The sequence below is a fragment of the Achromobacter sp. KK8 genome (assembly GCF_054188005.1).
The window spans coordinates 6134651-6148768 of sequence record NZ_CM135178.1; the positions used below are offsets into that span (position 1 = coordinate 6134651).

General features: G+C 67.4%; 12 protein-coding genes. 4 read left to right on the forward strand and 8 right to left on the reverse strand.

Annotated elements, in window-relative coordinates:
• Positions 1-18 precede the first annotated feature (18 nt).
• The 5 genes from ACVN9Z_RS28085 to cysS form a co-directional block, all read right to left on the reverse strand.
• Positions 19-1284 (reverse strand): aspartate kinase, encoded by a 1266-nt coding sequence (locus ACVN9Z_RS28085; RefSeq protein ID WP_006387677.1) that lies wholly within the window; start codon positions 1282-1284, stop codon positions 19-21.
• Between the two features lie 216 nt (positions 1285-1500).
• Positions 1501-2499, reverse strand: coding sequence for a tRNA lysidine(34) synthetase TilS (tilS, locus tag ACVN9Z_RS28090; protein WP_371318265.1), 999 nt, complete (start codon positions 2497-2499; stop codon positions 1501-1503).
• Positions 2500-2644: 145 nt separating this feature from the next.
• Positions 2645-3610, reverse strand: a complete 966-nt coding sequence (locus ACVN9Z_RS28095) for an acetyl-CoA carboxylase carboxyltransferase subunit alpha (protein WP_024069860.1) — start codon at positions 3608-3610, stop codon at positions 2645-2647.
• A gap of 36 nt (positions 3611-3646) precedes the next feature.
• Positions 3647-4291, reverse strand: a complete 645-nt coding sequence (locus ACVN9Z_RS28100) for a DNA-3-methyladenine glycosylase family protein (RefSeq protein ID WP_269888767.1) — start codon at positions 4289-4291, stop codon at positions 3647-3649.
• 20 nt (positions 4292-4311) lie between these two features.
• Positions 4312-5823: a cysteine--tRNA ligase gene (gene cysS / locus ACVN9Z_RS28105; protein WP_054444281.1), complete on the reverse strand. Its 1512-nt coding sequence runs from the start codon at positions 5821-5823 to the stop codon at positions 4312-4314.
• A gap of 327 nt (positions 5824-6150) precedes the next feature.
• On the opposite strand from cysS, the gene ACVN9Z_RS28110 reads away from it, so the two are divergent.
• The 3 genes from ACVN9Z_RS28110 (at position 6151) to ACVN9Z_RS28120 (ending at position 8241) form a co-directional block, all read left to right on the forward strand.
• Positions 6151-6834: a tetratricopeptide repeat protein gene (locus ACVN9Z_RS28110; protein ID WP_006386552.1), complete on the forward strand. Its 684-nt coding sequence runs from the start codon at positions 6151-6153 to the stop codon at positions 6832-6834.
• 131 nt (positions 6835-6965) lie between these two features.
• On the forward strand, positions 6966-7475 hold the full coding sequence (locus ACVN9Z_RS28115; RefSeq protein ID WP_026382011.1) for a peptidylprolyl isomerase: 510 nt from the start codon (positions 6966-6968) through the stop codon (positions 7473-7475).
• A complete protein-coding gene (locus ACVN9Z_RS28120; RefSeq protein ID WP_006386550.1) occupies positions 7468-8241 on the forward strand; it encodes a UDP-2,3-diacylglucosamine diphosphatase in 774 nt (257 codons plus the stop codon). Before ACVN9Z_RS28115 ends, ACVN9Z_RS28120 begins: the two co-directional genes overlap by 8 nt.
• A 110-nt stretch (positions 8242-8351) precedes the next feature.
• Here the strand turns inward: ACVN9Z_RS28120 and ACVN9Z_RS28125 are convergent, their stop codons facing one another.
• The 3 genes from ACVN9Z_RS28125 to azu all read right to left on the reverse strand — a co-directional run bounded on the left by ACVN9Z_RS28125 (position 8352) and on the right by azu (position 11471).
• Positions 8352-9215, reverse strand: a complete 864-nt coding sequence (locus tag ACVN9Z_RS28125) for an undecaprenyl-diphosphate phosphatase (protein WP_006386549.1) — start codon at positions 9213-9215, stop codon at positions 8352-8354.
• A gap of 33 nt (positions 9216-9248) precedes the next feature.
• On the reverse strand, positions 9249-10832 hold the full coding sequence (locus tag ACVN9Z_RS28130) for a TerC family protein (protein WP_006386548.1): 1584 nt from the start codon (positions 10830-10832) through the stop codon (positions 9249-9251).
• 189 nt (positions 10833-11021) lie between these two features.
• Positions 11022-11471: an azurin gene (azu, locus tag ACVN9Z_RS28135; protein WP_006386547.1), complete on the reverse strand. Its 450-nt coding sequence runs from the start codon at positions 11469-11471 to the stop codon at positions 11022-11024.
• Positions 11472-11889: 418 nt separating this feature from the next.
• On the opposite strand from azu, the gene ACVN9Z_RS28140 reads away from it, so the two are divergent.
• On the forward strand, positions 11890-14076 hold the full coding sequence (locus ACVN9Z_RS28140) for a 4Fe-4S binding protein (protein ID WP_458212892.1): 2187 nt from the start codon (positions 11890-11892) through the stop codon (positions 14074-14076).
• Positions 14077-14118: the final 42 nt, after the last annotated feature.

The window sequence follows — 14118 nt, forward strand, 5'->3', positions numbered from 1 at the left end:
GTGTCGCGTCCGTTCCGTTCAGAGCTTGGTGGCGGGCGCCTGGTCCAGGCCGAAGGCCTTGTGCAGGGCGCGCACACCCAGTTCCATGTACTTGTCGTCGATGATCACCGAGGTCTTGATTTCGCTGGTGCTGATCATCTGGATGTTGATACCCTCTTGCGACAGGGTCTGGAACATCAGGCTGGCGACGCCCACGTGCGAGCGCATGCCGATGCCGACGATCGAGACCTTGGCGACCTTCTCGTCGGTCGACAGTTCGCGCGCGCCCACGGCGGGGATGACTTCGCGCTTGAGCAGGTCGACGGCGCGCGCGAACTCGTTGCGGTTCACGGTGAACGAGAAATCGGTGGTGCCGGCCACGGACTGGTTCTGCACGATCATGTCGACGTCGATGTTGGCGGCGGCGACCGGGCCCAGGATCGAGAAGGCGATGCCGGGTTTGTCGGGAACACCCAGCAGGGTGATTTTGGCTTCGTCGCGGCTGAAGGCGATGCCGGAGACAACGGCGGCTTCCATTTTTTCGTCTTCCTCAAAAGTAATCAGCGTGCCCGAACACATTTCTTCGTCGAGCGGGATGAGCGGGTCGGTCAGCGAGGACAGCACCCGCGTCGGCACACGGTATTTGCCGGCGAATTCGACCGAGCGGATCTGCAGGACCTTGGAGCCCAGGGAGGCCATTTCCAGCATTTCCTCGAAGGAAACGACGGCCATGCGGCGCGCTTCGGGCACCACCCGCGGATCGGTCGTGTAGACGCCATCCACATCGGTGTAGATCAGGCATTCGTCGGCCTTGAGCGCCGCCGCCACGGCCACGGCCGAGGTGTCGGAGCCGCCGCGGCCCAGGGTGGTGATGTGGCCGTCCGGGTCCACGCCCTGGAAGCCGGTGACGATGACCACGCGGCCGGCGTCGAGGTCGGCGCGGATGCGGGCGTCGTCGATCGAGGTGATGCGGGCCTTGGTGAACGACGAATCGGTGCGCACCGGCACCTGCCAACCCGCGTAGCTGCGGGCGGCGACGCCTTCGGCCTGCAGCGCGATGGCCAACAGGCCGCTGCTGGCCTGCTCGCCGGTGGCGGCGATCATGTCGAGCTCGCGCGCGTCGGGCTGCGGCGTAATCTCGCGCGCCAGGCCCAGCAGGCGATTGGTTTCGCCTGCCATGGCCGACGGCACCACGACAACCTGGTGGCCGGCAGCGTGCCACTTCGCGACGCGTCGCGCCACGTTCCTGATGCGCTCGACCGAGCCCATCGAAGTACCGCCATATTTATGAACGATCAGGGACATCTCGTACTCTGGCTGGGGACCCGCCGCAAGAGTGGGGGCGGGCAAAACCTCATATTCTATCCCGACGGTAAAAATTTGCGCAGACCATGGAATTTTCTTTCCAGAGAGCGGTCGTTTTTTCCGGAAAACTGTCGTTTTGGCCAGAATTCGACGGCGCCAGCCGCGGATTTCCCTGCGCGCGGCGCCTGCCGGCGCCGGGCGCCCCCACCTTTTGCGCTAGCGTGACGCCGGCGTTTGCGGATCCGGGCGCGGCTCGATCCACACCCGCCCGCGATGGCAGCGCACCACGTGGCCGGCCTGTTCGACCCGCAACTGGCGATCGTGCCCCAGGCTGTGCAGGCCGCGCAGTTGGCGCAGCAGGTCGTTCAGGCGCGCCTCGGTCGGCATGCGGGCGCCCTGCCGCCCCATCCAGTGGCGCAGCACGTGGCCCTGGCGCGCCGGCGACAACCGGCGCCAGGCCGCCAGCGAAAAGCTGGCGCCATCGGCGTCCGGCTCCAGCGCGGCGAAGTCGGCGCGCGCCACCTCGTCCAGGATCTCGTTGGCTTCGGCCATGTGGCGCGCATGGCGGGCGACGATGGCGCGCCAGCCGGGCCAGCGCGCATCCAGCACCGGCGCCAGCAGTTCGCGCAGCGCGGCGCGGGTGTAGCGGGGATCGGCGTTGGTCGGGTCCTGCACCGGCTGCCAGCCGGTGGCGTCGGCGAATGCCTGCGCGGCCCGCAGGATCGTCGCCCGATCCTGATCCAGCCACGGCCGCAGATAGGACAATCCATCGCGCGATTTGAGCGGCGCCATGGCCGCCATGCCGGCCAGCCCGGTGCCGCGCAACAGGCGCAGCAGCACGGTCTCGGCCTGGTCGTTGCGATGGTGCGCCAGCAGGACCAGGCCGATGCCTTCCTCGTGCGCCAGCCGCGCCAGCGCGGCGTAGCGGGCGTCGCGGGCAGCGGCCTCGATGCCCTTGCCGCCGGCCGCGTCGACCTCGACGCGGGCCTGCCGCAGCGGCGCCGCCAGCAGGCCCGCCAGGTCCTCGACCCGGTCGCGCCAGCCGTCGGCGGCCGCCTGCAGGCCGTGATGCACATGCAACAGCACCACGCCGCCCCCCTGCTCCCGCGCCACCGCAGCCGCATGCAGCGCCAGCATGGCCGAGTCGGCGCCGCCGCTGACGGCCACGGCGAAACGCCCGGGCGGTCGCGGCAGGGCATGCAGGGCGCGGCGCAGGGCCGCGGCCAGGTCAGGCGAGACGGGATGGGGAAAGGCGTTCCCCGCGAAGGTCGAGGCGGACGCGGGGAACGGGGAAGTCATGGCGGCGGGCGCGGGCCGGAAGCGGCCGCGGCGCCGGCCAAGGCCGGCGCGCGCGCTTCGCTCAGGCGCGCACTTCCTGGAAGGCGCCGTAGGACAGCAGGCGTTGCACGCGCTGTTCCACGAGCTGCTCGGGCGTCATGCCCTGCAGCTGGCGCAGGGCGTCGCCGAGCGCGCGGCGCAGCAGGCGCGCCATGACGCGCGGATCGCGGTGCGCGCCGCCCACGGGTTCGTTGATGACGCGGTCGACCAGGCCCAGGTCCTTCAGGCGCGGGGCGATGATGGCCAGCGCCTCGGCGGCCTCGGGCGCCTTGTCAGCGCTGCGCCACAGGATCGAGGCGCAGCCTTCGGGCGAGATCACCGCGTAGGTCGCGTACTGCAGCATCAGCACGGCGTTGCCCACGGCGATCGCCAGCGCGCCGCCCGAGCCGCCTTCGCCGATGATGGTGACGATCACCGGCACCTTCAGTTCGGCCATAGCATACAGGTTGTGGCCGATGGCTTCGGACTGGCCGCGTTCCTCGGCGCCGATGCCGGGATAGGCGCCCGGGGTGTCGACGAAGGTGAACACGGGGATGCCGAACTTCTCGGCCAGGCGCATCAGGCGCAGGGCCTTGCGGTAGCCTTCCGGACGCGGCATGCCGAAGTTGCGCGCGGCGCGTTCCTTGGTGTCGCGGCCCTTCTGGTGGCCGATCACCATGCAGGGCGTGCCGTTGAAGCGCGCCAGGCCGCCCACGATGGACTGGTCGTCGGCGTACATGCGGTCGCCGTGCAGTTCGTGGAAGTCGGTGAAGATCTCGCGCACGTAGTCCAGCGTGTAGGGGCGCTGGGGGTGGCGGGCGACCAGCGCCGTCTGCCAGGGCGTGAGCTTGGCGTAGATCTCCTTGGCCAGCGACTGGCTCTTCTGCTGCAGACGTCCGATCTCGTCGGAGATGTCCACCGCCGAATCGGCCTGCACATAGCGCAGCTGCTCGATCTTGTTCTCAAGCTCGGCGAGCGGCTGTTCAAATTCCAGAAATGTATTGCGCATGTAGTGTGGTTCCGTAGATGGGCGACCTGGATTGCGTCAGTATTGGACCGGCGTCGGTTCCAGACTGCGCCACAGATACCAGGTTGCCACGGTACGCCAGGGTTGCCACGCCAACGAGACTTCGCGAGCCTCGAAGCGCGAGACAGGCTCGCCGCTGAAATAGTGTAGCGAGATTGCCTTGAGCAACCCAGGATCATCCAGCGGCAGAACATCGGGCCGCTGCAGATTGAAAATCAAAAACATCTCCGCCGTCCAGCGTCCGATGCCGCGGATGGCGGTCAATTCCGAAATGACGGCCTCGTCGTCCATGGCCGCCCATTTCTCGGGGTGCACCCGGCGTTCGCCGAAATGCACCGCCAGATCCAGCACGTATTCGGCCTTGCGCTGCGACAGGCCGGCCGCGCGCAGACCTTCCAGTCCGACGCGCAGCACCGCCACCGGCGTGGGACGCTTGCCGGCGGCTTCCAGGAACTTGTCCCAGACGGCGTCGGCCGCCTTGGCCGAGACCTGCTGGCCGATGATGGCGCGGGCCAGTGTCACGAACGGCGTGCCGCGCGACGTCAGCCAGACCTCGGGGTGCTGGGGAATGATCTTTTTCAGGATGCGGTCGCGCCGCATCAGGTGGGTGACGGCGGCTTCCCAATAATCCGGCTTGGGAATCTCGGTATCTACGGGGGACATGGCGGGCGTATCCAGGGGGTTCACGCCCGACGCCATTGCGTCAGGCCGCCCGGTTTGTCGTCGAGCTCGATGCCGGCCTCGCGCAACTCGGCGCGGATGCGGTCGGCCTGGGCGAAGTCGCGCGCCGCCTTGGCGGCCGCGCGGGCTGCGATACGCGCCTCGATCTCTGCCTTAGGCATCGGTTCCAAGTTGGCAGGCATGGGGAGCGGCGCAATGTCGTCTGGCGTCGCATCAGCCAATACCTCTACGACGAAATTGGATGCGCGGGAAACATAGCGCGTAGGAGTATCCCAGTACACCTCTGCATCTTGCTGCAACAGACCCAGCAGGGATCCTAAGGCCTTCATTTGTCCCGAGCTGCGGTTGCTGCCGGTGCGATTGGCAACGGAAGCTAACTCAAACAGCGCTGCCACAGCGCCCGAACTGTTGAAATCGTCGTCCATCGCAGCCTTGAAGGCCTGCGCCTGCGGCTCATTCCAATCAATCCCCTGATTGTCAGCGGGCACATTTTGCAACGTGCGGTACAAGCGATCGAGCGCGTTTTGCGCATCGATCAGATTATCCATCGTGTAGTTCTGCGGGCTGCGGTAGTGGTTGCGCACAATGAAGAAGCGCACCATCTCGGCCTCGCGCACATTGACGCGGTAGTCGGCCGTGTCGGCGGCCGGCTCGCCCTGGGCGATGGTCTGGCGGATGGTGCGGAAGTTGCCGAGCGACTTGGACATCTTGTCCGAATCGACCATCAGCGGGCCGCAGTGCATCCAGATGTTGGCCAGCGTGCCGCCGAAGGCGCCTTCGGTCTGGGCGATCTCGTTCTCGTGGTGCGGGAATTTCAGGTCGGGGCCGCCGCCGTGGATGTCCAGCGGCAGGCCGAGCAGCGACTTGCTCATGGCCGAGCACTCGATGTGCCAGCCCGGGCGTCCCAGGCCATAGGGCGATTCCCACTTGGTGTCGGCGGGTTCTTCTTCCTTGGCCGACTTCCACAGCACGAAGTCGAGCGGGTCGCGCTTGGCCGAGCCCACCGCCACGCGCTCGCCGGCGCGCAGGTCGTCGAGGGTCTTGCCGGACAGCTTGCCGTAGCCCTCGAAGCCGCGCACGGCGTAGTTCACGTCGCCATCGTCGGCCTGGTAGGCCAGGCCCTTCTGTTCGAGCTTGCCGATGATGTCCAGCATCTCGCCCACGTACTGGGTGGCGCGCGGCTCGCGGTCGGGCGAGGCCACGCCCAGCGCGCGCTCGTCGGCGTGCATGGCGGCAATGTAGAACTCGGTGACCTCGCCGATGCGGCGGCCGGTCTCGACCGCGCGGCGGATGATCTTGTCGTCGATGTCGGTGATGTTGCGCACGTAATCGACCGCCAGGCCGCTGGCGCGCAGCCAGCGCTGCACCACGTCGAACGACACCAGCATGCGGGCGTGGCCCAGGTGGCAGAAGTCGTACACGGTCATGCCACACACGTACATGCGCACCTGGCCGGCCTGGGCCGGTTTGAACGGTTCTTTGGTACGCGATAACGTGTTGTAGATTTGCAGCATGGCGCTTGTGATGGTCCTGTTCTTTCCGTGGCGGCCGCGGAAAACGTTGCGCCCGAAGGACGATACCTTCGAGGCTTGCCGTCCGGCCGGGGGGTCGGGCTATGCCCGGGTTCGCGTCATCCAGTTCGCGTGGATCCAGGAACCCCTCCCCGGCGGGTTTGCCAAACGGGGCATCCACCCACGGGCACCCGCTGGTTTTACCCACTGGCTTCACCTATTGTCGAGCCAAAAACTCAACCAAGGCTAAAATGGCGGTCGTCAAGTATAGCAAGCGGCCCGGCCGCGCGCGTCAGCGCCGGCCGGCCACGACTTTTAACGGATGCCCACGTGACTATCAAGCCGCGTTTTTGCGTCACCCTGCTCGCCCTGGCCCTGGCCGGGTCGCCGCTCGCCGGCGCCCATGCCCAGTCCATGGCCGGCGGCTCGGGCGAGAACCCGAATGCCAGCCGCACCACCCTGGACCCGATTCCGCCCGAGGGCGGCTGGGATGGCCTGTCCAACGTGCTCAAGGCGATGCAGCCCAGCGTGGACACCCGCCTGCAGCCGTCCGCCTCGCAGATCACCACCCATATCGAACGCCTGCTGAACCGCGGCGACAACGCCGAGGCGCTGGCGATGATCGAAAAGCGCCAGGCCGAGATCAAGGACCAGCGCGGCACCGATGTGCAGCTGATGTTCCAGCATGCGCGCGCGCTGGCCGCGCTGGACCGCAAGGCCGAGGCTGTCGACATCTACACCGAGATGACGACCCGCTTCCCCGAGCTGCCGGAACCTTGGAACAACCTGGCGGCTCTATATGCCAGCCGGGGCGAACTTGAAAAGGCGCAGGACGCCCTGCAGATGGCCCTGCGCGCCGACCCCGGCTACGCCGCCGCCCGCGCCAACCTGGGCGACCTGCAACTGCTGCAGGCCCTGCGCACCTACAAGCAGGCCGCCAAGGAAGGCGTGCCCGGCATGCAGGACAAGGCCCGCGAAGTCGAAACCATGCTGAAGGATAAGCAACGCAAATGACGTCCCGTTACTCCCCTCTTCACCTGCTGCGCCTGACGGCGTGCTCGTTCGCGCTGGCGTTTGCCCCGGCGCTCGTCAGCGCCGCGCCCGCGGCCGCCCCCTCCAACTCCACCTCTGAAGGCACAAAAGCCATGAGCACCAATCCCCGCGTCAAGCTTCACACCAACCAAGGCGACATGGTCATCACCCTGGACGCCGCCAAGGCGCCCAAGACCGTCGAGAACTTCCTGACCTACGTCAAGGAAGGCTTCTACAACGGCACGGTGTTCCATCGCGTGATCGACGGCTTCATGATCCAGGGCGGCGGTTTCGAGCCCGGCATGAAGCAGAAGCAGACCCATGCCCCGATCGAGAACGAAGCCAACAACGGCCTGAAGAACGACAAGTACACCCTGGCCATGGCCCGCACCAGCGACCCGCACTCGGCCACCGCCCAGTTCTTCATCAACGTCTCGAACAACGACTTCCTGAACTTCACCGCGCCCACGCCGAACGGCTGGGGCTACGCCGTGTTCGGCAGCGTCACCGAAGGCACCGACGTGGTCGACAAGATCAAGGGCGTGAAGACCGGCAACAAGGGCTTCCACCAGAACGTGCCGAACGAAGACGTGATCATCGAGAAGGCCGAAGTTCTTGAATAAGATCGCCCTGCCCGGCCCGGTCTGGCTGGCGTCCGACCTGCACCTGGGGCCGGCCACGCCGGCCACGGCGGAGGCCTTCCTGGCCTTCCTGCAGGCGGCCGAGGAAGAAGCCGCCGCCCTGCTGCTGCCGGGCGACATCTTCGACGCCTGGATCGGCGACGACGTGATCCGCGCCGCGCCGCCGTGGCTCGCCACGGCACTGACCGCGCTGCGGACCACGGCCAGCCGCATCCCGCTGTGGCTGGGCCGCGGCAACCGCGATTTCCTGATCGGCGAAGAACTGGCCGGCGCCGTCGGCGCCCGGCTGCTGCCCGAGCCGGCACTGCTGCAGACCGACTATGGCGATGTGCTGCTGACCCACGGCGACGAGTTCTGTACCGACGACGCGGCCTACCAGCAGTTCCGCCAGATGGTGCGCAACCCGCAATGGCAGGCCGCGTTCCTGGCCAAGACCATCCCCGAGCGCCTGGCGATGGCGCAACAGGCGCGTGGCGAAAGCCAGATGGCCAACCAGTCCAAGTCCATGGAAATCATGGACGTCAACGCCGCCGCCGTCGAGCAGGCCTTCCGCGACAGCGGCGTGGCACTGATGGTGCACGGACACACGCACCGTCCCGCCCGCCACGTGCTGGAGGTCGACGGCAGCAAGCGCGAGCGCTGGGTGCTGCCCGATTGGGACTGTGACCACGTCTCGCCGCCCCGCGGCGGCTGGCTGGTCATCGACCGCGACGGCCTGCAGTTCTACGATCTGGAAGCCGCCGCCTAGGCTGGCGCGCCGCGGCGCGGGCCTTGCAGCCCTCGAAATGCCGACCAAAGAGAAAGGGCCGCGTATCACGCGGCCCTTTCTCTTGCCTGGCCGCCAACGCGGCCGGCGGATCAACGGGTGAAGATCCAGGCGGCCACGATGCCGCCGAAGACGATGCGGTACCAGGCGAACACGCGATAGGTGTGATTGGCCACGAAACGCAGCACGGCGCGCACCACCACCATGGCGCTGAGGAAGGCCGCCACGAAGCCCACGGCGATGCCCGACAGGTCGTGCTGGGTCAACAGGTCCATGTTCTTGTACATGTCGTACACCGCCGCGCCCAGCATGGTGGGCATGGCCAGGAAGAACGAGAACTCGGTGGCCGTCTTGCGCTGGATGCCGGCGATCATGCCGCCGATGATGGTGGCGCCCGAACGCGAGGTGCCCGGGATCATGGCCAGGCACTGCGCCACGCCCACGCCCAGCGCCTGCTTCCAGCTGATCTGCTCCAGCGTCATGGCCGTGGCGCGCTCGTCCGACGCGGTATCGTCGGCCGCGCCCGGCTGGTCGCCCGGCGTATGGCGGGTGCGGCGCTCCACGTACAGCATGATCAGGCCGCCCAGCACCAGCGTCACCACCACCACGGCGGGATGGTAGAACACCTGCTTGATGGATTTGATGAAGATGGCGCCGATGACCGCCGCCGGCAGGAAGGCGATCAGCAGGTTGCGGGTGAAGGCCACCTCGCTCGGCACGCCGGTCAGGGTGCCGCGGATCAGCTGCAGCAGCCGGGCGCGGAAAATCCACATCACCGCCAGGATCGAGCCCAGCTGGATCACCACCTCGAACACCTTGCCCTGGCTCGACTCGAAGTTGATCCAGTCGCCGATCAGGATCAGGTGGCCGGTGCTGGAAACCGGGATGAATTCGGTCAGCCCCTCGACGATGCCGAGGATGAAGGCCTTGATGAGATAGAGGGCGTTGTCGGTCACGATGGCAAGGGTTCCTTTGAGGGGGTGGCGGCCTTAGTCATTGGTCAGCGAGGCGTCTTCGTCCAGCGGCTCCGGCGCGCGCTTCTCGACGCGCACCAGGGCAATGCGGCGGCCGTCCATTTCCAGCACCTCGAAGCGGAAATGGTCGTGGTGGAATTCGTACTCGCAGACGTCGCCCGGCTTGGGCAGGTGGCCGAAGCGCGACAGCAGGTAGCCGGCCAGGGTGGAGAAGTCCTGCGCCTCGTCGACCAGGCCTTCGGTTTCCAGCACCTGCTCGACGTGGTGCAGGTCGGCCGCGCCGTCGATCTTCCAGGTGTTGGGGCCGTCGGCGACGATATCGGGCAGTTCGTCCTCGTCGGGGAATTCGCCGGCGATGGCCTCGAACACGTCGATCGGTGTGACCAGGCCCTCGATGGCGCCGAACTCGTCGGCCACCAGCACCAGTTGGCCGCGCGAGCGCTTGAGGGTGTCCATCAGGCGCAGGATGCCGATGGCCTCGTGCACGATGATCGGGTCGCGCAGGCGGTTGCGGCGCACCCGGCCCTCGGTGATCAGGTCGGCCACCAGGTCCTTGGCGCGGGCGATGCCCAGCACCTCGTCGAGCGAGCCGCGGCAGACCGGGAAGAAACTGTGCGGCGCCTCGGTGATCTGGCGCCGGATGGTGTCGGGGTCGTCGTCGATGTTGATCCACGACACGTCGGTGCGCGGGGTCATGATCGAGCGGATCGAGCGTTCGGCCAGCGTCAGCACGCCGCTGACCATGTTGCGCTCTTCGACGCCGAAGGCCGGGATGGCGGGGCCGTCGGCGCTGGGCAGGTCGGGCTCGTCGGCCGGCGGACGCTTGCCCAGCATGCGCAGCACCGCCGAAGCCGTGCGTTCGCGCATGGGGCGGCGCGCGTCCAGCTTGAGCAGGTTGCGGCGCGCCACCTGGTTCAGGGCCTCGATCGCGACCGAGAAGCCGATGGCGGCGTACAGGTAGCCCTTGGGCACCTTGAAGCCGAAGGCCTCCGCCAGCAGCGAGAAGCCGATCATCAGCAGGAAGCCCAGGCACAGCACCACCACCGTCGGGTGGGCGTTGACGAAGCGCGTCAGCGGCTTGGAGGCCAGCAGCATGATGCCGATGGCGATAACCACGGCGATCATCATGATGGCCAGGTGGTCCACCATGCCGACCGCGGTGATGACCGAGTCCAGCGAGAACACCGCGTCCAGCACCACGATCTGCGTCACGATGACCCAGAAGCTGGCGTACACGCGCGGCCCGGAAGAGCCGCCGTGCTGGCCGCCTTCCAGCCGCTCGTGCAGCTCCATGGTGCCCTTGAACAGCAGGAAGAAACCGCCGGCCATGAGAATCAGGTCGCGTCCCGATGGCGACAGGGGCCCGACCGAAAACAGGGGGGTGGTCAGGGTGACCAGCCACGACATGACCGACAACAGGCCGAGCCGCATGACGAGCGCCAGGCTCAGGCCAAGGATGCGCGCGCGGTCGCGTTGCGACGGGGGCAGCTTGTCCGCCAGGATGGCGATGAAAATCAGGTTATCGATTCCCAGGACGATCTCAAGGACGACCAGGGTAAGCAAGCCGACCCACGCAGCGGGGTCCAGCAGCCACTCCATCAGGAGCTCCAGAAGTTACACGACCGGTAATCGTACCCGGAAAACGCGTGACACGCCGGTGACACGGGTCGTGCGGATGGCCTACGGCCGGCGGCCCGGCGTCATTGCGGCAGGCGGGAAAACCGCCGGCGCACGCAAAAAAAGCCGGCGATGGCCGCCGGCTTTTTTGCGTTCGCGCCCGGGACGGGCTCAGCTGCCCAGCTTGAGCGTGCCCTTCATCATGGCCCAGTGGCCGGGGAAGGAGCAGAAATAGGCGTAGTTCTCGCCCGCGGCGATCTTGGACACGTCGAAGGTGACGGAGTCGGATTCGCCGCCGCCGATGACCTTGGTGTGGGCGATGACGCGGGTATCGCCCGCCTTGACGTAGTCCTGCGCCAGGCCGGCGCCCATGCCGTCGGTGGCCACGGCCTGCTTGTCGGCGTCCTTGGTCAGCACCAGGTTGTGGCCCATGGCGACCTTGGCCATTTTGCCGACGTGCTTCAGGTGCACGGTGAACTGCTTGCAGCTCTTGTCGACGACGATTTCCTTGACGTTGTACTGCATGGCGTCGTTGCTTTCGACGGTGGCCTCGCATTGCGCGGCAAGCGCGGGCAGGCTGGCGGCCGACAACAGGATGGCCAGGGTGGTTTTGGCAAGCATGAATCTTCTCCGATGACTGAATGGTGTCTCTGTGCGTTGCCGGACTGCGCCCGCAACGCCACCGCGCACCAGTCTAGGGGGCCGCCGCCGCCGGCCGCTTGACGCGCATCAAGCGGCCGGCGCTTACCTGCGCACATCCCTATGGTCAATAGGGGTATTACTGATTACCGGTGGCAACTTGACAAACCGCAACCTGCGCCGTGGCACCGATTCGTAGGATGGCTGCAAACCTACATCAACAAAGAGTCGAAGCATGCGCGGCAGTCTGGCGGCACATTACGGGGCACATTGCGGGGCGAATTGCGGGGCACATTACGGGGCGCATCGCGAAACAAATCACGGCAAGCATCGCGAAGCACGCCACGGGTATCCGCCGCTCATCGGGATCTTCATTTCAATCGTTCTGCTGTGCTGTGCGTTGGCCGCGAACGCCGCCCAGGCGCAGCGGCTGCCCGACTTCCTGAAGACCGTTGCCATCGCCGAGATATTCCCCGGCGCCGATCGCCTCGGCCCGCCCGAAGGCAAGCCGATGACGGCGCGCGCCTATGCCGGCGAGCGTGCGCTGGGACGCGTCTACCTGACCTCCGACGTGGTCAACACCCGCGGCTATTCCAGCAAGCCCATCGACGTGCTGGTGGGGCTGGCGGACAACGGCCGCATCGTCGGCGCCAGGCTGGTCGAGCACCACGAGCCCATCGTGCTGATCGGCATTCCGCAATCGAAGGTCGACCACTTCATCCAGGGCTACGTCGGCCTGAACTTCATCGACAGCCCGCCGCGCCACGGCGCGCCGCCGCCGGTGGACATCATCAGCGGCGCCACCGTCACCCTCATGGTGATCGGCGACGGCATCACGCGCTCGGCCATCGCGGTGGCGCGCGCCTACGGCGTGGACGGCGCCGCGGCGGCCGGCGCGCAGGCGGTCGTGCCGGCGGTCGCGGCGCCGGTGCGCCTGATCGACGAGTCGCGCGACGCGGTCGAGCCATGGCAGGCGCTGCTCGATGCCGGCGCGGTGCGCAACCTGCGCCTGTCGCCCGAGGACGTGAACCGCGTATTCCGCGAGTCCGGCCGCCAGGATGCCGCCGAACGCGGACAGGAAGCCGCCGAAGACGCGCTGTTCATCGACCTGTATGTCGCCTTGGCCAGCGTGCCGTCCATCGGCCGCAGCCTGCTGGGCGACGCGGAATGGCAACGCCTGAAGGAACGCCTCAAGCCGGGCCAGCAGGCCATCCTGGTGGCGGGCAACGGCGCCTATTCGTTCAAGGGCTCGGGCTATGTGCGCGGCGGCATCTTCGACCGCATCGAGATCATCCAGAACGAAGGCAGCTTCCGTTTCCGCGACCGCAACCACCAGCGCCTGGCCGACGTCGTCGCGCAGGGCGCGCCGGCCCTGCGCGAAGTGGCGCTGTTCGTGGTGCCCGAGGACGCGGCGTTCGATCCGGTCAAGCCGTGGCGGCTGCAATTGATGGTGCAGCGCGTGCTGAGCGTGTCGGACAAGGCCTTCGTCACCTTCGACCTGCCCTACGAACTGCCGGCCCGCTATACCCGCGCCACCACGACGGCCAGCCCCGCGGCCAGCCCATTGGCAAGCCCGGACGCGCCGGCCGCCGTCGCGCCGCGGGATGAGGCGCCGCCCGCGCTGTGGCGGCAGATCTGGCGCGGCAAGGCCGTGCAGGTGGCGATCCTGACGGCGGCGTTGCTGGTGCTGGTTGGCATCTTCTTCTTCCAGGACCAGCTGACCAGCCGGCCGCTGCTGCACGACCGGCTGCGCCTGGCGTTCCTGGCCTTCGCGCTGTTCTGGATCGGCTGGTACGGGCAGGCCCAGCTGTCCATCGTCAACGTGCTGACGTTCTTCTCGGCCCTGCGCACCGACTTCCGCTGGGACTACTTCCTGATGGACCCGCTGGTGTTCATCCTGTGGTGCGCCACCGCCATCTCCATGGTGTTCTGGAATCGCGGCGCGTTCTGCGGCTGGCTCTGTCCGTTCGGCGCGCTGCAGGAACTGGCCAACCGCGTCGCCAGGCGGCTGGGGCTGCGCCAGGTCACGGTGCGCCACGGCGTCAACCAGCGCCTGTCGACGCTGAAGTACGTGATCTTCCTGGTGCTGTTCGGCTTCTCGCTGTACGACCTGGCGCTGGCCGAGCGGCTGGCCGAGGTCGAGCCGTTCAAGACCGCCATCATCCTGCGCTTCCTGCGCGACTGGCCGTTCGTGGTGTTCGCGGTGGCGCTGGTGGCCGCGGGCCTGTTCATCGAGCGCTTCTTCTGCCGCTATCTCTGTCCGCTCGGCGCCGCGTTGGCGATCCCGGCGCGGCTGCGCATCTTCAACTGGCTGCGCCGCTACCGCGACTGCGGCAACCCCTGCCAGCGCTGCAACCACGAATGCCCGGTGCAGGCGATCGAGCCGACGGGCGAGATCAACCCCAACGAGTGCATCCAGTGCCTGCACTGCCAGATGCTCTACCACCACAAGCAGAAGTGCCCGCACCTGATCCAGAAATACGGCAAGCGCGAGCGGCGCCGCGCCGCCGACAGCGAGCCGGCTGTGCAGGAGGTGGTGCTGCACCGCGCGCCCAGGCCGAACGCGCCCGCCCCTTCCGAACCCTGATTTCCGTACCGCGGCGCCAGACGCCGTTCCTATCGAGGAGTT

What these genes read in the sequence shown, in the direction of transcription:
- ACVN9Z_RS28085 (WP_006387677.1), bottom strand. Translation starts at nt 1,284, where the DNA reads ATGTCCCTGATCGTTCATAAATATGGCGGTACTTCGATGGGCTCGGTC.
- ACVN9Z_RS28095 (WP_024069860.1), bottom strand. Translation starts at nt 3,610, where the DNA reads ATGCGCAATACATTTCTGGAATTTGAACAGCCGCTCGCCGAGCTTGAG.
- ACVN9Z_RS28100 (WP_269888767.1), bottom strand. Translation starts at nt 4,291, where the DNA reads ATGTCCCCCGTAGATACCGAGATTCCCAAGCCGGATTATTGGGAAGCC.
- cysS (WP_054444281.1), bottom strand. Translation starts at nt 5,823, where the DNA reads ATGCTGCAAATCTACAACACGTTATCGCGTACCAAAGAACCGTTCAAA.
- ACVN9Z_RS28115 (WP_026382011.1), top strand. Translation starts at nt 6,966, where the DNA reads ATGAGCACCAATCCCCGCGTCAAGCTTCACACCAACCAAGGCGACATG.
- ACVN9Z_RS28130 (WP_006386548.1), bottom strand. Translation starts at nt 10,832, where the DNA reads ATGGAGTGGCTGCTGGACCCCGCTGCGTGGGTCGGCTTGCTTACCCTG.
- azu (WP_006386547.1), bottom strand. Translation starts at nt 11,471, where the DNA reads ATGCTTGCCAAAACCACCCTGGCCATCCTGTTGTCGGCCGCCAGCCTG.